Raw genomic sequence first — 17,665 nt, forward strand, 5'->3', positions numbered from 1 at the left:
CCTCCAAGAGCAATCAACATTTAGCGAAAAGAAGGTTTGAGCAATGGCTAAGGCTAAGTTTGAGCGGACCAAGCCGCACTGCAACATCGGCACCATCGGTCACGTCGACCATGGCAAGACCACGCTGACGGCTGCGATCACCAAGGTGCTCGCGGAAACCGGCGGCGCGACGTTCACCGACTACGCGAACATCGACAAGGCTCCGGAAGAGCGCGAGCGCGGCATCACCATCTCGACCGCCCACGTCGAGTACGAAACCGCCAACCGCCACTACGCCCACGTCGACTGCCCGGGTCACGCGGACTACGTGAAGAACATGATCACCGGTGCCGCCCAGATGGACGGCGCGATCCTGGTCGTGAACGCCGCTGACGGCCCGATGCCGCAGACCCGCGAGCACATCCTGCTTGCCCGCCAGGTCGGCGTGCCGGCGCTGGTCGTGTACATGAACAAGGTCGACCAGGTCGACGACGAGGAAATCCTCGAGCTGGTCGAACTCGAAGTTCGCGAGCTGCTGTCGTCGTACGACTTCCCGGGCGACGATATTCCGATCATCAAGGGTTCGGCTCTGGCCGCTCTCGAAGGTCGCGACGACAACATCGGCAAGAACTCGATCAACGAGCTGATGGCCGCTGTCGACAGCTACATCCCGCAGCCGCCGCGCCCGACCGACAAGCCGTTCCTGATGCCGGTCGAAGACGTGTTCTCGATCTCGGGTCGTGGTACGGTCGTGACCGGCCGCGTCGAGACCGGCATCGTCAAGGTTGGTGAAGAAGTCGAGATCGTCGGCCTCAAGGACACCACCAAGACCACCGTCACCGGCGTCGAAATGTTCCGCAAGCTGCTCGACCAGGGTGAAGCCGGCGACAACATCGGTGCGCTGGTTCGCGGCATCAAGCGTGAAGACGTCGAGCGCGGCCAGGTCCTCTGCAAGCCCGGTTCGGTCAAGCCGCACACCGAGTTCTCGGCCGAGGTCTACGTGCTGTCGAAGGACGAAGGTGGCCGTCACACGCCGTTCTTCGCCAACTACCGCCCGCAGTTCTACTTCCGCACCACCGACGTCACCGGCGAAGTGATCCTTCCCGAGGGCACCGAGATGGTGATGCCTGGCGACAACGTCACGCTGTCGGTCAAGCTGATCGCTCCGATCGCGATGGATGAAGGTCTTCGCTTCGCAATTCGCGAAGGCGGCCGCACCGTCGGTTCGGGGGTTGTCAGCAAGATCACGAAGTAATATAGGCCGCGCACCGGCGGGGGATTCGCTCCTCCGCCGGGCCGGTTTTTTGATTCAGTCGGCCCGCTTTCCCCGCGCTTCATCAGCTGGGGCAGGGTGAGAGGGTGGGGCGACTGGATTTTTTGTTTTACGCTCTTTCGCATCGGTAAACGGACATGGAAGCCCAGAACATCCGCATTCGCCTCAAGGCCTTCGATCATCGCGTACTTGATCAGGCAACCGGCGAAATCGCTGACACCGCCCGCCGCACCGGCGCGCTCATCCGGGGCCCCATTCCGCTCCCGACGCGCATCGAGAAGTTCTGCGTCAACCGCGGCCCGCACATCGACAAGAAGTCGCGTGAGCAGTTCGAGGTTCGCACCTACAAGCGCCTGCTCGACATCGTTCAGCCGAATGCTGCGACCGTCGATGCGCTGATGAAGCTGGACCTTGCGGCCGGCGTCAACGTCGAGATCAAGCTCGCCTAAGCGAGCTTGCCTTTAGCCCCGGCGAAGGCCGGGGTGGCCGAAGGCGGACAGATCAACGACGCAAGTTTCGGACCTTCGGGTCCACAATTCCTTCCGGTCCAAAGCCGGCTTGGTGGCAAATCGGTCACCGCGACATAGGGATACCTCCGGCGCCGTCCTTCGGGGCATAGCCGGGCAAGCGTCCCCCGATCGCTCCTGTTTGGCAGGAGCACTCAGCCCGGTCGGGGGCATGCTTCACATACGGGCTGAACACGCCTGTCGGGATGGGCCCGGCAGGCCTCTGTGATGGAGTATGGATCATGCGCACCGGCGTGATCGCGAAGAAGGTGGGGATGACTCGCCTTTTCCAGGACGACGGACGGCACGTGCCGGTCACCGTCCTGTCGCTAGAAGATTGCCAGGTGGTTTCGGTTCGCACCGCTGAGCGTGACGGTTACGTCGCTCTCCAGCTCGGTGCCGGCGAAGCCAAGCAGAAGAACGTTGCCAAGCCGCAGCGCGAACACTTCGCCAAGGCGGAAGTGGCGCTGAAGATGGAAGTCGCCGAGTTCCGCGTCGCCGACGACGCCGTGCTCGAAGTGGGCTCGACCATCGCCGCTTCGCACTTCGTCCCCGGCCAGTACGTGGACATCACCGGCCACACCCAGGGCAAGGGCTTCCAGGGCGCGATGAAGCGCTGGGGCTTCGGCGGTATGCGCGCCACGCACGGCGTGTCGATCTCGCACCGTGCCCACGGTTCGACCGGTAACCGCCAGGATCCGGGCCGCGTCTTCAAGAACAAGAAGATGGCCGGTCACATGGGCGACCGCCAGCGCACCCAGCAGAACCTCGAAATCGTCCGCACCGACGATGAGCGTGGCCTGATCTTCGTCAAGGGCTCGGTCCCTGGCTCGAAGAACGGCTGGCTGCTCGTCCGCGACGCCGTCAAGGTCAACCGCCATGCGGAAGCGCCCTATCCCGCCGGCCTGAAGCAGGCCGCCAACAGCAATGACTCGGCAGCTGCCGACACGCCCGCGGATGTCGCGGCTGTCGAAGCGACCGAAGGTCAGGAGGGCTAAGTCGTGAAGGTTCAGGTTCTCAACCTCGACGGCACCACCGGCAACGGCGAAGTCGAATTGTCGGACGACGTGTTCGGTCTCGAGCCGCGCGCCGACATCCTGCACCGTGTCGTCACCTGGCAGCTCGAAAACCGCCGCGGCATCGCCCGCAAGGCGCGCGAGCGTTCGGACGTTGCCCGCACCGGCAAGAAGTTCGGCCGTCAGAAGGGTGGCGGTACTGCCCGTCACGGTGACCGCAAGGCACCGATCTTCATCGGCGGTGGTAAGGCTCACGGTCCCCGCGTTCGCGAATTCAACATCTCGCTGAACAAGAAGGTCCGCGCGCTCGGCCTCAAGATGGCGCTCTCGTCGAAGGCGAAGGCCGGTCTGGTCATCGTCGACACGCTCGACGTCGAAGGCAAGACCAAGACGCTGGCCGCCACGCTCGCCAAGTCGGGCTTCGGCAAGAAGGTCCTCGTGATCGACGGTGAAGGCGTCAACGACAACTTCGCCAAGGCCGCCCGCAACATCGTCGGCGTGAACGTGCTCCCCGCAGTGGGCGCCAACGTCTACGACATCCTGAAGCATGACACGCTGGTGCTGACGCGCGCTGCTGTCGAAAAGCTGGAGGCGCGTTTCAATGGCTAAGGACGCGATCGACACGCGCCACTACGACGTGATCGTGGCTCCCCACATCACCGAGAAGTCGACGCTGCTGTCCGAGCACAACGCCGTGGTCTTCAAGGTTGCCGACAAGGCGACCAAGCCGGAGATCAAGGCAGCGGTTGAAGCCCTGTTCAACGTGAAGGTCACCGGCGTGAACACGCTGACCCAGAAGGGCAAGACCAAGCGCTGGAAGGGCAAGCCCTACAAGCGCTCGGACGTCAAGAAGGCCGTCGTGACGCTGGCAGCAGGCCAGTCGATCGACGTCACCAGCGGTATCTGAGGCGGGTAGAACCATGGCACTCAAGACCTATAATCCGACCAGCCCCGCCCGGCGCGGCCTGGTCCTCGTCGACAAGTCGGCGCTGTGGAAGGGCAAGCCCGTCAAGGCGCTGACCGAAGGCAAGCGCAAGACCGGCGGCCGCAACAACAAGGGCCACGTGACCAGCCGCGGTATCGCGGGCGGCCACAAGCAGAAGTACCGCTACATCGACTTCAAGCGTCGCAAGTGGGACATGCCGGCCACCGTCGAGCGTCTGGAATACGATCCCAACCGCACGGCGTTCATCGCCCTCGTCAAGTACGAGGACGGCGAGCAGGCCTACATCCTGGCGCCGCAGCGTCTGGCCGTCGGCGACACCATCGTCGCCGGTGAGAAGACCGACGTGAAGCCGGGCAACGCCATGCTTCTGTCGCAGATGCCGGTCGGCACCATCATCCACAACGTGGAGATGAAGCCGGGCAAGGGCGGCCAGATCGCCCGTTCGGCAGGCACCTATGTCCAGCTCGTCGGTCGTGACCGCGGCATGGTCATCGTTCGCCTGAACTCGGGCGAGCAGCGCTACCTGCGTGGCGATTGCATGGGCACCGTCGGCGCCGTGTCGAACCCCGACAACGCCAACCAGAACCTTGCCAAGGCCGGTCGCAACCGCTGGCTCGGCCGTCGTCCGCTTACCCGCGGCGTCGCCAAGAACCCGGTCGACCACCCGCACGGTGGTGGTGAAGGCCGCACCTCGGGTGGCCGTCATCCGGTTACCCCGTGGGGCAAGCCGACCAAGGGCGCACGCACCCGCCACAACAAGCAGACGGACAAGATGATCATCCGTTCGCGTCACGCGAAGAAGAAGAGGTAACACCCCATGGCACGCTCCGTCTGGAAGGGCCCCTTCGTCGACCTGCACCTCCTGAAGAAAGCGGAAGTCGCTCAGGATGCAGGCGGCCGCGCTGGCCCGATCAAGACCTGGTCGCGTCGTTCGACCATCATCCCGCAGTTCGTTGGTCTGACGTTCAACGTCTACAACGGGCAGAAGTTCATCCCCGTCTCCGTCTCGGAAGAGATGGTCGGCCACAAGCTTGGCGAGTTCGCTCCGACGCGCAACTTCCCCGGCCACGCCGCTGACAAGAAGGGCAAGCGCTGATGAGCAAGCCTAAGGCACCCCGTCGCGTTGGCGACAAGGAAGCGCTGTCGGTCGGCACGCAGATCCGTGGTTCGGCGCAGAAGCTGAACCTGGTGGCGGCGCTGATCCGTGGCCACAAGGCCGAAGACGCGATGAACATCCTCGCCTTCTCGAAGAAGGCGATGGCGGTTGACGCGCGCAAGGTTCTCGCCTCGGCGATCGCCAATGCGGAAAACAACCACAACCTGGACGTCGACTCGCTCGTCGTGGCGGAAGCCTCGGTCGGCAAGTCGATCACGATGAAGCGCTTCCACACCCGTGGTCGCGGCAAGTCGACCCGGATCCTGAAGCCGTTCTCGCGCCTCCGGATCGTCGTTCGCGAAGTCGAGGAGGCCTGATCATGGGTCACAAGTCGAACCCCATCGGTCTGCGCCTGCAGATCAACCGTACCTGGGACAGCCGCTGGTACGCTGAAGGTCGCTCCTACGAGCAGCTGCTCAAGGAAGACCTCCAGATCCGCAAGTACATCGTCGAGAACCTGCCCCAGGCTGCGATCTCGAAGGTGGTCATCGAGCGTCCGGCCAAGCTGTGCCGCGTGTCGATCTATGCCGCTCGTCCGGGCGTCATCATCGGCAAGAAGGGCGCTGACATCGAGAAGCTTCGCTCGAAGCTCGCGACGATGACCCAGAGCGACGTCAAGCTGAACATCGTCGAGATCCGCAAGCCGGAAATCGACAGCAAGCTCGTCGCCCAGGGCATTGCCGACCAGCTCGTTCGCCGCGTGGCCTTCCGCCGTGCGATGAAGCGCGCGGTGCAGTCCGCCCTGCGTCTTGGCGCCGAAGGCATCAAGATCACCTGCGGCGGCCGTCTCGGCGGTGCGGAAATCGCCCGCGTCGAATGGTACCGTGAAGGTCGCGTTCCGCTGCACACGCTGCGCGCGAACATCGACTACGCCGAAGCCGAAGCCCACACCGCCTATGGCGTGATCGGCATCAAGACCTGGATCTTCAAGGGCGAGATCCTCGGTCACGACCCGATGGCGCAGGACCGACTGATGATGGAAGCGCAGACTTCCGGCGTCCGTCCGGCGCGCGACGACCGCAGGAACTAAGCCATGCTGCAACCGAAGAAGACCAAGTTCCGCAAGGCGTTCAAGGGCCGCATCCATGGCGTTGCCAAGGGTGGTACCGACCTGAACTTCGGTTCCTACGGCCTCAAGGCCCTGGAGCCGGAGCGCGTCACCGCCCGCCAGATCGAAGCCGCCCGTCGTGCGATCACCCGCCACATCCGCCGTCAGGGCCGTCTGTGGATCCGCGTGTTCCCCGACGTGCCGGTGTCGAAGAAGCCCGCCGAAGTCCGTCAGGGTAAGGGTAAGGGTTCGATCGAATACTGGGCAGCCCGCGTGAAGCCGGGTCGCATCCTGTTCGAGCTCGATGGCGTTCCCGGTCCGCTCGCGGCCGAAGCGTTCAGCCGCGCGGCGATGAAGCTGCCGATCAAGACGAAGGTCGTCGCCCGCCTGGGTGATACCTCGCACCTTGGCGGCGAGTAAGGAGAGACTACGATGGCCAAGTTCGAAGACCTTCGCGTCAAGAGCGACGACCAGCTCTCTGCTGATCTCGCCGAGCTCAAGCGCGAGCAGTTCAACCTGCGTTTCCAGGCGGCGACCAGCCAGCTGGAACGTCCGGCGCGCATCAAGGAAGTGCGCCGCGACATCGCGCGCATCAAGACGCTGCAGACTGAGCGTTCTCAGTCGGCCAAGGCGTAAGGAAGCCAATATGCCCAAGCGTATCCTGGTCGGCACCGTTGTGTCCGACAAGACCGACAAGACCGTGGTGGTCAAGGTCGAGCGCAAGGTGAAGCACCCGCTCTACGGGAAGATCATCCGCCGCTCGAAGAAGTACCACGCGCACGACGAGCAGAACTCGTTCAAGACCGGAGAAACCGTCCGCATCGAGGAAACGGCGCCGATCTCGAAGCTGAAGACGTGGAAGGTCATCGACCGCGTCACGGCCGGCAAGACCGCCGCGATCGAAGCCGACGTCTGAGGGTCAGGCGGGTTCTTTCGGGCGAGGGTGGACATCTGGTCCGCTCTCGTCGATAGGGCCCGTCCGAATTGCGATTTTGGAACTGCCGGACTGGTTCCGGCAAGCCAGTGAGAAGGAACCGGATCAATGATCCAGATGCAATCCAATCTCGACGTCGCGGACAACAGCGGCGCCAAGCGCGTCCAGTGCATCAAGGTGCTGGGCGGGTCGAAGCGTCGTTTTGCCGGCGTCGGCGACATCATCGTGGTGTCGGTTAAGGAAGCGCAGCCGCGTGCCCGCGTCAAGAAGGGCGACGTGCACCGCGCCGTGATCGTTCGCACGAAGAAGGACGTGCGCCGTGCTGACGGCAGCGTGATCCGCTTCGACAGCAACGCCGCCGTGCTCGTCGGCAAGAACGAAGAGCCCATCGGCACCCGTATCTTCGGCCCCGTGGTCCGCGAACTGCGCGGCAAGGGCTTCATGAAGATCATCTCGCTCGCTCCGGAGGTGCTGTAATGGCCGCCGCGAAGATCAAGAAGGGTGACAGCGTCGTCGTCCGTTCGGGCAAGGACAAGGGCCGCACCGGCACGGTGCTGCAGGTTCTGCCCAAGGACAACAAGGTCGTCGTCGCCGGCGTGAACATCGCCACGCGTCACCGCAAGCCGAGCCAGGCGAACCCCCAGGGCGGCATCGACCGTTCGGAGGCGCCGCTCCACATCTCGAAGGTCGCGGTCGCGGACAAGGATGGCAAGCCCACCCGCGTTCGTTTCGAAGAGCGCGACGGCAAGAAGGTCCGCGTGGCCGTCAAGTCCGGGGAGGCCATCGATGGCTGATAAGTACACGCCGCGTCTGAAGGCCAAGTACGAAGCCGACATCGCCAAGGCGATGCAGGAAAAGTTCGGCTACAAGAACGCGATGGAAATCCCGCGCATCGAAAAGATCACGCTCAACATGGGCGTGGGCGAAGCGAGCCAGGACAAGAAGAAGGTCACCACGGCCGCTGCGGAGATGGAACTCATCGCCGGTCAGAAGCCCGTGATCACCAAGGCGAAGAAGTCGATCGCGCAGTTCAAGCTGCGTGAAGGCATGCCGATCGGTTGCAAGGTCACCCTGCGCCGTGAACGCATGTACGAATTCCTCGACCGTCTCATCACCATCGCCATGCCCCGCATCCGCGACTTCCGTGGTCTGAACCCGAAGTCGTTCGATGGTCGCGGCAACTATGCGATGGGTCTGAAGGAGCAGATCATCTTCCCGGAGATCAGCTACGATCAGATCGAGAAGGTGCGTGGCATGGACATCATCGTCACCACCACCGCGAAGACCGACGAGGAAGCGCGCGAGCTGCTCCGCCTGTTCGGCTTCCCGTTCCCGCTGGAAGCTGCTGAACAGCAGCAGGCCGCGTAAGTCAGTTCCAAGGAAGAGCTTAAGTCCATGGCGAAACTGAGTTCGATCAACAAGAACGAGCGTCGTAAGAAGCTGGTTCAGAAGTATGCAGCCAAGTTTGCTGCGCTCAAGGCCCAGGCCGACGATGAATCGCTCGATGAAACCGAGCGCCTGATCGCCCGCCTCAAGCTGGCCGAGCTGCCGCGCAACGCGAACCCCACCCGCGTGCGCAACCGCTGCAACACCACCGGCCGTCCGCGCGGCTACTACCGCAAGTTTGGCCTGTGCCGCGTCGAGCTGCGCGACCTTGCCAACAAGGGGCTCATCCCCGGCGTGACCAAGTCGAGCTGGTAAGGATCATCCGATGGCATTGACCGACCCCCTGGGTGATATGCTCACCCGCATCCGCAACGGCCAGCAGGCGAAGAAGGACGCAGTCCTCTCGCCCGCTTCCAAGCTGCGTGCGCACGTGCTCGAAGTCCTTCAGCGTGAAGGCTACATCCGCGGCTTCTCGGAGGACACCACCGGTGCCCACCCGCAGCTGCGCATCGAGCTCAAGTACTTCGAAGGCCAGCCCGCGATCAAGCACGTGGCCCGCGTCTCCAAGCCCGGCCGCCGCGTCTACTCGGGTTCCAAGGAACTCCCGGTGATCCGCAACGGCCTCGGCATCACCATCGTCTCGACGCCGAAGGGCGTGCTCTCGGATGCCGAGGCACGCGCTGCCAACGTCGGTGGCGAAGTGCTGGCGGAGGTGTTCTGATGAGCCGCATCGGCAAGAAGCCGGTGGCGATCCCCAACGGGGTCTCCGCCGATATCGCGAACGGCGTGCTGACCGTGAAGGGCCCGAAGGGCACGCTCACGCTCAACCTGCGCGACGAGATCAGCTACACCGTCGAAGGTGACAGCATCCTCGTCAAGCCGGCGAACGACACCAAGCAGGCGCGCGCCTTCTGGGGCATGCAGCGCACGCTCGTGTCGAACCTCGTGACCGGCGTCACCGAAGGTTACACCAAGGTCCTCGAGATCACCGGTGTCGGCTACCGCGCCACGGCCCAGGGCAAGAACCTGAAGCTGCAGCTCGGCTACAGCCACGACGTCGATTTCCCGGTGCCGGAAGGCATCGAGATCAAGACGCCGGACAACACCACGGTCCAGATCATCGGGATCGACAAGCAGAAGGTCGGCCAGGTTGCGGCCGAGATCCGTCGCTGGCGCAAGCCCGAACCCTACAAGGGCAAGGGTATCAAGTACCGCGGCGAGTTCATCTTCCGCAAGGAAGGGAAGAAGAAGTAATGGCCAAGCTGTCCCTCTTCGATCGCCGCCGCCGCCGCGTCCGCACTGCGCTCAAGGCGCGTGCCGGTGGCCGCCCGCGCCTTTCGGTGCACCGTTCGGGCCGTCACATCTACGCCCAGATCATCGACGACGCCGCCGGCAAGACCATTGCCGCTTCGTCGTCGCTGGTGAAGGGCCAGAAGTCGATCGGCGCCAACGTCGATGCGGCCGCCCAGGTCGGCAAGGACATCGCCGAGAAGGCGAAGGCTGCCGGCATCACCACCGTCGTGTTCGATCGCGGCGGCTTCCTGTTCCATGGCCGCGTCAAGGCGCTGGCTGACGCTGCCCGCGAAGGCGGCCTGGAGTTCTGACAATGGCTGACGAAACCAACCTGGAAGCCGCCGCTCCGGTCGAATCGACCGGCGGTGAGCCGCAGCGTGAAGGTCGTGGCCGTGGCCGTGGCCGTGGTGGCAACGATCGCGGTGGCGAGCGTGGCGGCCGTGGCCGTCGCGACGATCGTCGCGGCCGTGGCAACAACGAGGAAGAAGGTGGCGAGGAGCTCATCGAGAAGCTCGTCCACATCAACCGCGTTTCCAAGACCGTGAAGGGCGGCAAGCGCTTCGGCTTTGCCGCGCTCGTCGTGGTCGGTGACGGCAAGGGCCGCGTCGGCTTCGGCCACGGCAAGGCCCGCGAAGTGCCGGAAGCCATCACCAAGGCAACCGCTTCCGCCAAGAAGAAGATGGTTCGCGTTCCGCTCAAGGAAGGCCGCACCCTGCACCACGACGGCAAGGGCCGTTTCGGCGCTGGCAAGGTCAACGTGCGGTCGGCTCCGGCCGGTACCGGCATCATCGCCGGTGGTCCGATGCGCGCCGTCTTCGAAAGCCTGGGCGTGGCTGACGTGGTGACCAAGTCGGTCGGCACCAGCAACCCCTACAACATGATCCGCGCCACCTTCGACGCGCTGACCGACCAGACTTCGCCGAAGTCGGTTGCCCAGCGTCGTGGCAAGAAGGTTGCCGACCTGCTGGGTCGCGGCGGCGCCACTGCGGTTGAGGCGGAAGCCGAAGCCGCGGCCATCGTGGAGTAAGCAATCATGGCGACTATCAAGATCAAGCAGATCGGTTCGCCGATCCGTCGCCCGGAACATCAGAAGAAGATTCTGATCGGCCTGGGCCTCGGCAAGATGCACCGCGTGGTCGAGGTGGAAGACACCGCCGAAGTGCGTGGCGCGATCGCCAAGCTTCCGCACATGGTGGCCGTGGTCGACTGACCCCGTCCGCGCCCTGCGCAAGAACACGAAAGGCCCCGGCATCACTGCCGGGGCCTTTTGCGTTTCTTAAGGGATCGGCGCTTGACGCGGCGCCCGTGATGCAGTGCACAATCGCATGGGCGCGTCAGGGGTTTTCCGGAGGGTGCGCGTGTCAGGGAAGGCCATGATGCTGAAGTCCACGTCCGAGGAGATGCTGAACCTCGACTTCCTGCGATTCTATGCCTCCGCTGCGATTGTCTGGCATCATTCGCACGAATTCCTTATCCCCGAGGCGCAGCGCGCGACCGCGGGGGAGAGAACGGCGGGCCTTGCGCTCTTTGTCGACCTGTTCTTCCTGATATCCGGCTTTGTCATCGCGCATGTCTATCGTGGGCGCGTGGCCAGCCTCCCGCAGTTCGGGCGATTCATGCAGCGCCGGATCGGCCGACTGTTCCCGTTGCACCTGCTGACGTTCGTGCTGGCTGTCGCGATGTGGGCAGTCATCGGGCGGTTCGCTCACGCGGACCATGCGCCTTCGAACGATCCATCGTGCATGGTGCGGACCGTATTCCTGGCTCATGCCATATTTCCGGGGTGCAACGGGCTCTACTACAATGGGGTGAACTGGTCGATCAGCGCCGAAATGCTCATGTACATCCTGTTTCCGCTTCTTTCGCTGGCGGCTGTACGGGCGCGGGGGGGCGGACTTTTCGTGGTTCTGGGCTTCACCGCATTCGTGGCTTTCTTGGCGTTCCGGGTGAATGACACGGCCCGGGTGTGGACGGATCTCTATCCCCCAATCCGCGCCTTGCCCTCTTTCGCGCTGGGCGTCTCGGCCAGCTACGCGCGAGGCCTTCTTGCGCGTGTGCGGGGTGGATCTTGGCTCACCGTGCCTCTCGTCGTTGCGAGCACGGTGGCCGCGATGATCGGCGCGCCGGGGTCGGCCCAGCTGGCCCTGATCGTGGCCACGGGCTTGTCGGCCATCGCAGCCGATGTGCGGGGCGAGGTATTGCCGCTGGTGCGGCGTTTGGCGCCGCTCGGGCAGCTGACCTATTCGGTTTACCTCTGGCACGGCTTCTTCATCCTCGTCCTGCTCAACGCGGCAGGGGACAAGCTGCTGCACCTGTCTCTGGCGCCGATGGTTGCGCTGATGATGTTTACCTATGCCGCGTCGCGATCTGGAGCTACCTGTCATGGCGCTACTTCGAGACACCGGCCAGGCGCTGGGTTGATGGCCTGTTCGGCGGGCGTGGCAAGTCTCGACCGGCGCCTTCCCCGGTCGGCGGTTGACGCACGCACGGTTGCCACCCGGAGGAGTCGACAACCCTTTCGCTTTCGCCTAAGGGCCGCGCTTCCCATCAAGCGCGACTCAAAGCGAAAGCGAGTGCTCCGACATGACCAAGCTTAACGAACTCTCCGACAACTATGGCGCCCGCAAGGGCCGCATGCGCGTGGGCCGCGGCATCGGCTCGGGCAAGGGCAAGACCGCCGGGCGCGGCCAGAAGGGTGCCAAGGCGCGTTCGGGCGTCAGCATCAACGGCTTCGAAGGCGGCCAGATGCCGCTCCACATGCGTCTGCCGAAGCGCGGCTTCAACAACATCTTCGCCAAGGACTACGCCGAAGTGAACCTCGGCATGATCCAGAAGGCGATCGATTCCGGCAAGCTCGCCACCGACGGCGTTGTCGATCATGCGGCGCTCAAGGCTGCTGGCCTGGCCCGTGGCGGCAAGAACGGCGTGCGCCTGCTCGGCAAGGGCGAACTGACCACCAAGGTCAGCTTCAAGGTCGCCGGCGCGTCGAAGGGCGCGGTCGCTGCGGTCGAGAAGGCTGGCGGCGCGGTCGAGGTGCTTGCGACCAAGGTCGAAGCAGCCTGATCCGATTTAATCGCGTATTGAGGGCGCGGGGGTTCTTGGAATCCCTGCGCCCTCTCTATATGGGCTTCACGCAAGGCTCGTTCTTTCGGGCCAACCTCACGTGAATGCGGCGCCAGTTCGACAGTCCCGGCGCCCCAGCAAGGCTTGACACCAGACCAATGGCATCCCGCGCCGATAACATCGCCAGCAACCTCAACCTGGCGAACTTCTCGAAGGCCACAGAGCTCAAGAAGCGCATCTGGTTCACGGTGGGCGCGCTCATCGTGTTCCGGTTCCTGAGCTTCGTGCCGCTGCCCGGCGTCAACCCGCTGATCATGGAGACGCTGTACGACCAGACGCGCGGCGGCATCCTCGATATCTTCAACGCGTTCTCGGGTGGCTCGCTGCAACGCATGAGCCTCATCGCGCTCGGCGTGATGCCGTACATCACCGCCTCGATCGTGGTGCAGCTGGCCGCCTCGCTCCACCCCTCGCTCGCTGCCCTCAAGAAGGAAGGCGAAAGCGGGCGCAAGAAGCTCAACCAGTACACCCGCTACGGCGCGGTGCTGCTGACCGCGATCCAGGGCTGGGTGCTGGCTTCGGGCCTTGAAGCCTATGGCGCGTCGAGCGGGCTGCAGGCGGTGGTCAACCCCGGCCTGCTGTTCAAGGTCGGCGCGGTGATTTCGCTGATCGGCGGCACCATGTTCCTGCTGTGGCTGGGTGAACAGATCACCAGCCGCGGCATCGGCAACGGCGTTTCGCTGATCATCATGGCAGGCATCGTCGCGCAGATGCCCAAGTTCTTCGGCAACCTGTTCGAGCAGGGCCGCACCGGCTCGCTCAACCCGTTCGCGATCGCGGGCGTGCTGGTGCTGATCGTCGGCGTCGTGATCTTCATCTGCTTCTTCGAGCGCGCCACGCGCCGGCTGCTGATCCAGTATCCCAAGCGCGCGTCGCAGAACGGCATGATGGCCGCTGATCGCAGCCACCTGCCGCTCAAGCTCAACACCGCCGGCGTCATTCCACCGATCTTCGCCAGCTCGCTGCTGCTGCTGCCGCTTACCATCACCCAGTTCGCCGGCAACGCCGTCTCGCCCGACAGCACCACCGGCCAGGTGATCGTGACGCTCAACCAGTACCTCGGCCACGGCAAGCCGGCCTACATGGTGCTCTACGCGCTCGGCATCATCTTCTTCAGCTTCTTCTACACCGCCGTGGTGTTCAATCCTGAAGAGACCGCCGATAACCTGAAGAAGAACGGCGGCTTCATCCCCGGCATCCGCCCGGGCAAGAACACCGCCACCTATCTCGACTATGTCCTGACCCGCATCACCGTACTCGGCGCTGCCTATATCACCGTGGTCTGCGTGGTCCCCGAATGGATCATGGCCGAAACCGGCATGGGCACGCTGTTCTTCGGCGGCACCAGCCTGCTGATCGTGGTCAACGTGACCGTCGATACCATCACCCAGATCCAGTCGCACCTGCTGGCACACCAGTATGGCGACCTGATCAAGAAGGCCAAACTGAAGGGACGCCTGCGCTAAGCGCGGGGCCATTAGGGGGACGCAAGGCACGTGAACATCATCCTGTTGGGACCGCCGGGGGCGGGCAAAGGCACCCAGGCGCAGCGGCTCGTCGAGCGGCACGGCATGAAGCAGCTTTCGACCGGCGACATGCTGCGCGCCGCGGTCAAGGCGGGCACGCCGGTCGGGCTTCAGGCCAAGGCAGTGATGGACGCGGGCCAGCTCGTTTCCGACGAGATCGTCTCGGCGCTGATCGGAGACGAGCTCGACGCGATGCCGGCGGGGCAGGGCGCCATCTTCGACGGCTACCCGCGCACCGCGCCGCAGGCGGAATCGCTCGATGCGATCCTCGAAAGCCGCGGCCGCAAGCTCGACCACGTGATCGAGCTTGAAGTGAACGAGGACGCGCTCGTCGAGCGTATCACCGGTCGCTACACCTGCGCCGCCTGCGGCAAGGGCTATCACGACAAGTTCGAGAAGCCCGCCGTCGAAGGCACCTGCGACAAATGCGGGGGACACGAATTCAAGCGCCGTCCCGACGACAACGAAGAGACCGTGCGCACCCGCATGGCCGAATACCGCGCCAAGACCGCGCCGATCCTGCCGATCTACGAGAGCCGCGGCATCGTCGCCCGCGTCGACGGCATGGCCGATATGGATGACGTGACGGCTGCCATCGAGGCAATTATCGGCTAGTCTCATGGGGAGGGCGCGTCGTCGTGGCGCGCCGTTCTGCCATTGAGGTCCCGTCGATGAACCTGCGCACCCCCGCGCTCGCCCTTCTGCTTGCGAGCGCGGCCGCCCAGCCGGCCCAGGCCGAGGTCGTGGCCAAGGCCGACAACGGCTTCGTCGTTCGCGTCGCGGCGCATGTCACCGCAAAGCCTGCCGATGCGTGGAAGACGGTCATTGTCCCCGCGCAATGGTGGCAGGCCCAGCACACCTTTTCGGGCAGTGCGGCCAACCTCAGCCTCGATCCAGTTCCCGGCGGCTGCTTCTGCGAACGCCTGCCGCTGCCCAAGGACGCGGCCAAGGGCGACCGCCCCGGCGGCGTGCAGCACATGCGCGTGCTCTATGCCGAGCCGGGCAAGGCGCTGCGCCTGTCCGGCGCGCTGGGACCGTTGCAGAGCGAGGCGGTGCAGGGCACGCTGACGATCACCATCAAGCCCACCGAGACCGGCAGCCGCATCGTGTTCGACTACGTTGTCGGCGGCTTCATGCGCTACCCGGTGGCCGACATCGCCTCGGCGGTCGACAAGGTCATGGCCGCGCAACTCGCCTCGCTGGCGACCAGGCTCGGCCCGGTCAGCGCGGAGCCGGCCGCCGAATTGCCGCCCGCGACACCGTCGCAACCTGCCCCCGAGGCGACAGGCCCCGCGCCGTCGCCGGGCGAAGGCAGCGATCCTGCCCTTGCACCCACGGCGGCCGTCGCTCCGCAAGGCTGGAGCCTTCCGCCGGGGCCGGGAAGCAAGCCCGTGCGCCACAGCGCGGCAACGCCCGCCGCTGCAGCCCGGTCCGTAGAACCGGCGACCCGCCCGGCGAAGGCGTCCGGCGGCACCACCACGCTGGCAGACGCGAACGCGGCGACGGTGCCCGCCTCGGTCTCGAAGCTGCCTGCGGTGACCAAGCCAGCTGCGGCCAAGCCAGCGACGGCAAAGCCGGCCGCGCCGAAGCCTGCATCGCCAAAGTCGGCAACCCCCGCCAAGACGACGGCTGCCAGAAAGCCTGCCCCAGCCGCACGGCCGGTCGACAAGGAGCACGAGGATGCGAACGCCGCGTTCGATGCGGCCCTCGGTGGAACGGACACGCCGGACAAGCCGCAATAGGCCCAGGCGGGGCCCATCGGCAGCAAGGCGTGCGAGGCGCAGAACGAGAGCCAGTCCTTCGACAAGCTCACGACAGACGAGCTGGGGATCAGGCGCAGTCCGTCACCGCCTGCCCTGAGCGTGTCGAAGGGCTGCCTATTTCTTCACGGCGCACCCACCTTGCGCGTTCTCATCCCAACCCATGAACTTCGCTGCCCGCGCCCCGTCGCGCCGGTCCCAGCACGCCTGCGGTCCTGCCCGCCATCAGGGCGATGGCCACCAACGGGACCGGGGCGATTGCGGCAAGGCCCATGCGGTAACCGCCGCTCGCATCATAGACGATCCCGAACAGCACCGGCCCGATGAAGTTGCCGAGCTGCGATATGGTGTTGCCCATCGCCAGACCGGCCGCGCGCTCGCCGGGGTGCAGCAGGCGGGACAGCAGCGTCACCGGCAGCAGCCCCGCAGCCTGCGAGCAGGCCATGAACAGGCAGTATCCGGTCGACACGGCGAGCGCAGGGCCGCGCGTCGCCGATGACAGCAGCGCAAGGCCCAGCGCCGCCGCGATCAGATGCGCGCCATACGCGAGGAAATAGCGCCGCGCCGAACTGTCGACGAACATGCCCGTGCCGATGGTGGTCAGCGCAGTGATCACGCCGCACAGCGCCACCAGCGCGCCCGCCTGATCCACGCTCCAGGCGTTGAACGCCATCAGCATCTTGGCCGCATAGACCACCACCGCGCTGACCGGCACGAAGTTCAGCAGGTTGGCAAGGCCCAGCAACAGCACCAGCGGATGGAGCACGGCGCGCCAGCCGTGCCGCACGCGCCCCTCCGCCGCCTCGGTCGCATCGCGCGCCAGCCGCCGGACAAGCCAGGCGCGCTCCTCGCCCGCAAGCCAGCGTGCGGTTTCCGGGCGGTCGGGCAGGATGAGGAAAACCAGCAACCCGATCAGTACCGAAGGGATGCCCTCGGCGATCAGCAGCCACTGCCAGCCGCGCAGGCCCAGTGTTCCGTCCAGCCGCAGCAGCGGCCCGGCCAGCCCGCCCATCACGATCATCGCCACCGGCAGCGCGACATAGAAGCGCGAGACGGCGCGGGCGCGATATTCGGGCGGAAACCACCCGGCGATGTAGAGCACCACGCACGGGTAGAAGCCCGCCTCGGCAATCCCCAGCAGGAAGCGCACGAGATAGAATTGCCAGGCATTGCCGACCAGCGACGTCGCGGCGGAAAGAAGACCCCAGGTCACCAGGATGCGCGCCAGCCATCGACGAGGGCCGACCTTGTCGCCCAGCAGGTTCGACGGCACTTCGAACAGGGCATAGCTGATCGAGAACATCGCCGCGCCGATGCCATAGACGGTCGCCGAAAAGCCCAGATCGGCATTCATCGTCACCGCGGCGAAGCTGATGTTGGTCCGGTCGATATAGGCGACCAGATAGGCCAGCATCAGCAACGGCAGCGTTCGCCACGCCACCTTGCGCATCGTCGTGCGCTCGATCGCGCCATCGCGCTCGTCATGTTCCATCGCACCCCCCGCTGCGCCGGATTCTCCTCCGGCCGCAGCTTGCGCATGTGCGCGCGGCCCCGCAAGTCCGGCGTTTTCAGGGCAATTGCGGGCTGATCTCGCTCCACCTCGGACCAAGCGCCTACCCACGAGGCGAAAAAACGTTACGTTCCAGATCGCAAGGAGCGCGACTCGGCCAGGTGCTGCCGATCGCCACAGACGCTCCACCGGTCGCACGTGTCGAAAAA

27 protein-coding genes are annotated in these 17,665 nt (G+C 65.0%); 26 read left to right on the forward strand and 1 reads right to left on the reverse strand.

What is annotated here, in order from left to right:
* Positions 1 to 43 precede the first annotated feature (43 nt).
* The 26 genes from tuf (at position 44) to AACH40_RS04365 (ending at position 15,928) form a co-directional block, all read left to right on the forward strand.
* Positions 44 to 1,234: an elongation factor Tu gene (gene tuf, locus AACH40_RS04240; protein WP_169492433.1), complete on the forward strand. Its 1,191-nt coding sequence runs from the start codon at positions 44 to 46 to the stop codon at positions 1,232 to 1,234.
* Between the two features lie 155 nt (positions 1,235 to 1,389).
* Entirely contained in the window at positions 1,390 to 1,701 is a 312-nt protein-coding gene (gene rpsJ / locus AACH40_RS04245; RefSeq protein ID WP_011444906.1) for a 30S ribosomal protein S10, read from the forward strand.
* Positions 1,702 to 2,000: 299 nt separating this feature from the next.
* Entirely contained in the window at positions 2,001 to 2,756 is a 756-nt protein-coding gene (rplC, locus tag AACH40_RS04250; protein ID WP_338644329.1) for a 50S ribosomal protein L3, read from the forward strand.
* Between the two features lie 3 nt (positions 2,757 to 2,759).
* Positions 2,760 to 3,383 carry a 50S ribosomal protein L4 gene (rplD, locus tag AACH40_RS04255; RefSeq protein ID WP_169492435.1) on the forward strand — a complete coding sequence of 208 codons (624 nt, stop codon included), beginning with the start codon at positions 2,760 to 2,762 and terminating at the stop codon, positions 3,381 to 3,383.
* Positions 3,376 to 3,681, forward strand: a complete 306-nt coding sequence (locus AACH40_RS04260; RefSeq protein WP_169492436.1) for a 50S ribosomal protein L23 — start codon at positions 3,376 to 3,378, stop codon at positions 3,679 to 3,681. The genes rplD and AACH40_RS04260 overlap by 8 nt, the downstream gene beginning before the upstream one ends.
* A 13-nt stretch (positions 3,682 to 3,694) precedes the next feature.
* Positions 3,695 to 4,531: a 50S ribosomal protein L2 gene (gene rplB, locus AACH40_RS04265; RefSeq protein ID WP_169492437.1), complete on the forward strand. Its 837-nt coding sequence runs from the start codon at positions 3,695 to 3,697 to the stop codon at positions 4,529 to 4,531.
* A gap of 6 nt (positions 4,532 to 4,537) precedes the next feature.
* Positions 4,538 to 4,816, forward strand: coding sequence for a 30S ribosomal protein S19 (gene rpsS, locus AACH40_RS04270; RefSeq protein ID WP_169492438.1), 279 nt, complete (start codon positions 4,538 to 4,540; stop codon positions 4,814 to 4,816).
* Entirely contained in the window at positions 4,816 to 5,193 is a 378-nt protein-coding gene (rplV, locus tag AACH40_RS04275; RefSeq protein WP_169492439.1) for a 50S ribosomal protein L22, read from the forward strand. Before rpsS ends, rplV begins: the two co-directional genes overlap by 1 nt.
* A 2-nt stretch (positions 5,194 to 5,195) precedes the next feature.
* Complete coding sequence (gene rpsC, locus AACH40_RS04280; protein ID WP_169492440.1) at positions 5,196 to 5,906, forward strand: 30S ribosomal protein S3; 711 nt, start codon at positions 5,196 to 5,198, stop codon at positions 5,904 to 5,906.
* A 3-nt stretch (positions 5,907 to 5,909) separates the two neighbouring features.
* Entirely contained in the window at positions 5,910 to 6,344 is a 435-nt protein-coding gene (gene rplP / locus AACH40_RS04285; protein ID WP_039334360.1) for a 50S ribosomal protein L16, read from the forward strand.
* Positions 6,345 to 6,356: 12 nt separating this feature from the next.
* On the forward strand, positions 6,357 to 6,560 hold the full coding sequence (gene rpmC / locus AACH40_RS04290; RefSeq protein WP_169492441.1) for a 50S ribosomal protein L29: 204 nt from the start codon (positions 6,357 to 6,359) through the stop codon (positions 6,558 to 6,560).
* 10 nt (positions 6,561 to 6,570) lie between these two features.
* Positions 6,571 to 6,840, forward strand: a complete 270-nt coding sequence (gene rpsQ, locus AACH40_RS04295) for a 30S ribosomal protein S17 (protein WP_169492442.1) — start codon at positions 6,571 to 6,573, stop codon at positions 6,838 to 6,840.
* A gap of 126 nt (positions 6,841 to 6,966) precedes the next feature.
* Entirely contained in the window at positions 6,967 to 7,335 is a 369-nt protein-coding gene (gene rplN, locus AACH40_RS04300; protein WP_169492443.1) for a 50S ribosomal protein L14, read from the forward strand.
* Complete coding sequence (rplX, locus tag AACH40_RS04305) at positions 7,335 to 7,652, forward strand: 50S ribosomal protein L24 (RefSeq protein ID WP_169492444.1); 318 nt, start codon at positions 7,335 to 7,337, stop codon at positions 7,650 to 7,652. Before rplN ends, rplX begins: the two co-directional genes overlap by 1 nt.
* Positions 7,645 to 8,226 (forward strand): 50S ribosomal protein L5, encoded by a 582-nt coding sequence (rplE, locus tag AACH40_RS04310; protein ID WP_169492445.1) that lies wholly within the window; start codon positions 7,645 to 7,647, stop codon positions 8,224 to 8,226. The genes rplX and rplE overlap by 8 nt, the downstream gene beginning before the upstream one ends.
* 27 nt (positions 8,227 to 8,253) lie before the next feature.
* Positions 8,254 to 8,559 (forward strand): 30S ribosomal protein S14, encoded by a 306-nt coding sequence (gene rpsN, locus AACH40_RS04315; RefSeq protein WP_169492446.1) that lies wholly within the window; start codon positions 8,254 to 8,256, stop codon positions 8,557 to 8,559.
* Positions 8,560 to 8,569: 10 nt separating this feature from the next.
* Complete coding sequence (gene rpsH / locus AACH40_RS04320) at positions 8,570 to 8,965, forward strand: 30S ribosomal protein S8 (RefSeq protein ID WP_169492447.1); 396 nt, start codon at positions 8,570 to 8,572, stop codon at positions 8,963 to 8,965.
* Positions 8,965 to 9,498: a 50S ribosomal protein L6 gene (gene rplF / locus AACH40_RS04325; RefSeq protein ID WP_338644331.1), complete on the forward strand. Its 534-nt coding sequence runs from the start codon at positions 8,965 to 8,967 to the stop codon at positions 9,496 to 9,498. The genes rpsH and rplF overlap by 1 nt, the downstream gene beginning before the upstream one ends.
* Entirely contained in the window at positions 9,498 to 9,848 is a 351-nt protein-coding gene (gene rplR, locus AACH40_RS04330) for a 50S ribosomal protein L18 (RefSeq protein WP_169492449.1), read from the forward strand. The genes rplF and rplR overlap by 1 nt, the downstream gene beginning before the upstream one ends.
* Before the next feature lie 2 nt (positions 9,849 to 9,850).
* Positions 9,851 to 10,564 carry a 30S ribosomal protein S5 gene (gene rpsE, locus AACH40_RS04335; RefSeq protein WP_169492450.1) on the forward strand — a complete coding sequence of 238 codons (714 nt, stop codon included), beginning with the start codon at positions 9,851 to 9,853 and terminating at the stop codon, positions 10,562 to 10,564.
* 6 nt (positions 10,565 to 10,570) lie between these two features.
* Entirely contained in the window at positions 10,571 to 10,747 is a 177-nt protein-coding gene (rpmD, locus tag AACH40_RS04340) for a 50S ribosomal protein L30 (RefSeq protein ID WP_169492451.1), read from the forward strand.
* 163 nt (positions 10,748 to 10,910) lie between these two features.
* Positions 10,911 to 12,134, forward strand: a complete 1,224-nt coding sequence (locus AACH40_RS04345) for an acyltransferase (protein WP_338644332.1) — start codon at positions 10,911 to 10,913, stop codon at positions 12,132 to 12,134.
* Positions 12,121 to 12,600 (forward strand): 50S ribosomal protein L15, encoded by a 480-nt coding sequence (gene rplO, locus AACH40_RS04350; protein ID WP_338644333.1) that lies wholly within the window; start codon positions 12,121 to 12,123, stop codon positions 12,598 to 12,600. The genes AACH40_RS04345 and rplO overlap by 14 nt, the downstream gene beginning before the upstream one ends.
* A gap of 158 nt (positions 12,601 to 12,758) precedes the next feature.
* Complete coding sequence (gene secY, locus AACH40_RS04355; RefSeq protein WP_169492454.1) at positions 12,759 to 14,126, forward strand: preprotein translocase subunit SecY; 1,368 nt, start codon at positions 12,759 to 12,761, stop codon at positions 14,124 to 14,126.
* A gap of 30 nt (positions 14,127 to 14,156) precedes the next feature.
* The gene (locus tag AACH40_RS04360) at positions 14,157 to 14,801 is read left to right on the forward strand and encodes an adenylate kinase (protein WP_338644334.1); all 645 of its coding nucleotides are present in this window, start codon (positions 14,157 to 14,159) and stop codon (positions 14,799 to 14,801) included.
* A 56-nt stretch (positions 14,802 to 14,857) separates the two neighbouring features.
* On the forward strand, positions 14,858 to 15,928 hold the full coding sequence (locus AACH40_RS04365; RefSeq protein ID WP_338644335.1) for an SRPBCC domain-containing protein: 1,071 nt from the start codon (positions 14,858 to 14,860) through the stop codon (positions 15,926 to 15,928).
* Between the two features lie 169 nt (positions 15,929 to 16,097).
* Here the strand turns inward: AACH40_RS04365 and AACH40_RS04370 are convergent, their stop codons facing one another.
* On the reverse strand, positions 16,098 to 17,438 hold the full coding sequence (locus tag AACH40_RS04370; protein ID WP_338644336.1) for an MFS transporter: 1,341 nt from the start codon (positions 17,436 to 17,438) through the stop codon (positions 16,098 to 16,100).
* Positions 17,439 to 17,665: the final 227 nt, after the last annotated feature.

It is taken from the genome of Novosphingobium olei (assembly GCF_037076535.1).
Classification (GTDB): Bacteria; Pseudomonadota; Alphaproteobacteria; order Sphingomonadales; family Sphingomonadaceae; genus Novosphingobium; species Novosphingobium olei.

Excerpts from the sequence above, each read along its gene's own strand:
- tuf (WP_169492433.1), top strand. The coding sequence starts at position 44 with ATGGCTAAGGCTAAGTTTGAGCGGACCAAGCCGCACTGCAACATCGGC.
- rpsJ (WP_011444906.1), top strand. The coding sequence starts at position 1,390 with ATGGAAGCCCAGAACATCCGCATTCGCCTCAAGGCCTTCGATCATCGC.
- rplC (WP_338644329.1), top strand. The coding sequence starts at position 2,001 with ATGCGCACCGGCGTGATCGCGAAGAAGGTGGGGATGACTCGCCTTTTC.
- AACH40_RS04260 (WP_169492436.1), top strand. The coding sequence starts at position 3,376 with ATGGCTAAGGACGCGATCGACACGCGCCACTACGACGTGATCGTGGCT.
- rplB (WP_169492437.1), top strand. The coding sequence starts at position 3,695 with ATGGCACTCAAGACCTATAATCCGACCAGCCCCGCCCGGCGCGGCCTG.
- rpsS (WP_169492438.1), top strand. The coding sequence starts at position 4,538 with ATGGCACGCTCCGTCTGGAAGGGCCCCTTCGTCGACCTGCACCTCCTG.
- rplV (WP_169492439.1), top strand. The coding sequence starts at position 4,816 with ATGAGCAAGCCTAAGGCACCCCGTCGCGTTGGCGACAAGGAAGCGCTG.
- rpsC (WP_169492440.1), top strand. The coding sequence starts at position 5,196 with ATGGGTCACAAGTCGAACCCCATCGGTCTGCGCCTGCAGATCAACCGT.
- rplP (WP_039334360.1), top strand. The coding sequence starts at position 5,910 with ATGCTGCAACCGAAGAAGACCAAGTTCCGCAAGGCGTTCAAGGGCCGC.
- rpmC (WP_169492441.1), top strand. The coding sequence starts at position 6,357 with ATGGCCAAGTTCGAAGACCTTCGCGTCAAGAGCGACGACCAGCTCTCT.
- rpsQ (WP_169492442.1), top strand. The coding sequence starts at position 6,571 with ATGCCCAAGCGTATCCTGGTCGGCACCGTTGTGTCCGACAAGACCGAC.
- rplN (WP_169492443.1), top strand. The coding sequence starts at position 6,967 with ATGATCCAGATGCAATCCAATCTCGACGTCGCGGACAACAGCGGCGCC.
- rplX (WP_169492444.1), top strand. The coding sequence starts at position 7,335 with ATGGCCGCCGCGAAGATCAAGAAGGGTGACAGCGTCGTCGTCCGTTCG.
- rplE (WP_169492445.1), top strand. The coding sequence starts at position 7,645 with ATGGCTGATAAGTACACGCCGCGTCTGAAGGCCAAGTACGAAGCCGAC.
- rpsN (WP_169492446.1), top strand. The coding sequence starts at position 8,254 with ATGGCGAAACTGAGTTCGATCAACAAGAACGAGCGTCGTAAGAAGCTG.
- rpsH (WP_169492447.1), top strand. The coding sequence starts at position 8,570 with ATGGCATTGACCGACCCCCTGGGTGATATGCTCACCCGCATCCGCAAC.
- rplF (WP_338644331.1), top strand. The coding sequence starts at position 8,965 with ATGAGCCGCATCGGCAAGAAGCCGGTGGCGATCCCCAACGGGGTCTCC.
- rplR (WP_169492449.1), top strand. The coding sequence starts at position 9,498 with ATGGCCAAGCTGTCCCTCTTCGATCGCCGCCGCCGCCGCGTCCGCACT.
- rpsE (WP_169492450.1), top strand. The coding sequence starts at position 9,851 with ATGGCTGACGAAACCAACCTGGAAGCCGCCGCTCCGGTCGAATCGACC.
- rpmD (WP_169492451.1), top strand. The coding sequence starts at position 10,571 with ATGGCGACTATCAAGATCAAGCAGATCGGTTCGCCGATCCGTCGCCCG.
- AACH40_RS04345 (WP_338644332.1), top strand. The coding sequence starts at position 10,911 with ATGATGCTGAAGTCCACGTCCGAGGAGATGCTGAACCTCGACTTCCTG.
- rplO (WP_338644333.1), top strand. The coding sequence starts at position 12,121 with ATGACCAAGCTTAACGAACTCTCCGACAACTATGGCGCCCGCAAGGGC.
- secY (WP_169492454.1), top strand. The coding sequence starts at position 12,759 with ATGGCATCCCGCGCCGATAACATCGCCAGCAACCTCAACCTGGCGAAC.
- AACH40_RS04365 (WP_338644335.1), top strand. The coding sequence starts at position 14,858 with ATGAACCTGCGCACCCCCGCGCTCGCCCTTCTGCTTGCGAGCGCGGCC.
- AACH40_RS04370 (WP_338644336.1), bottom strand. The coding sequence starts at position 17,438 with ATGGAACATGACGAGCGCGATGGCGCGATCGAGCGCACGACGATGCGC.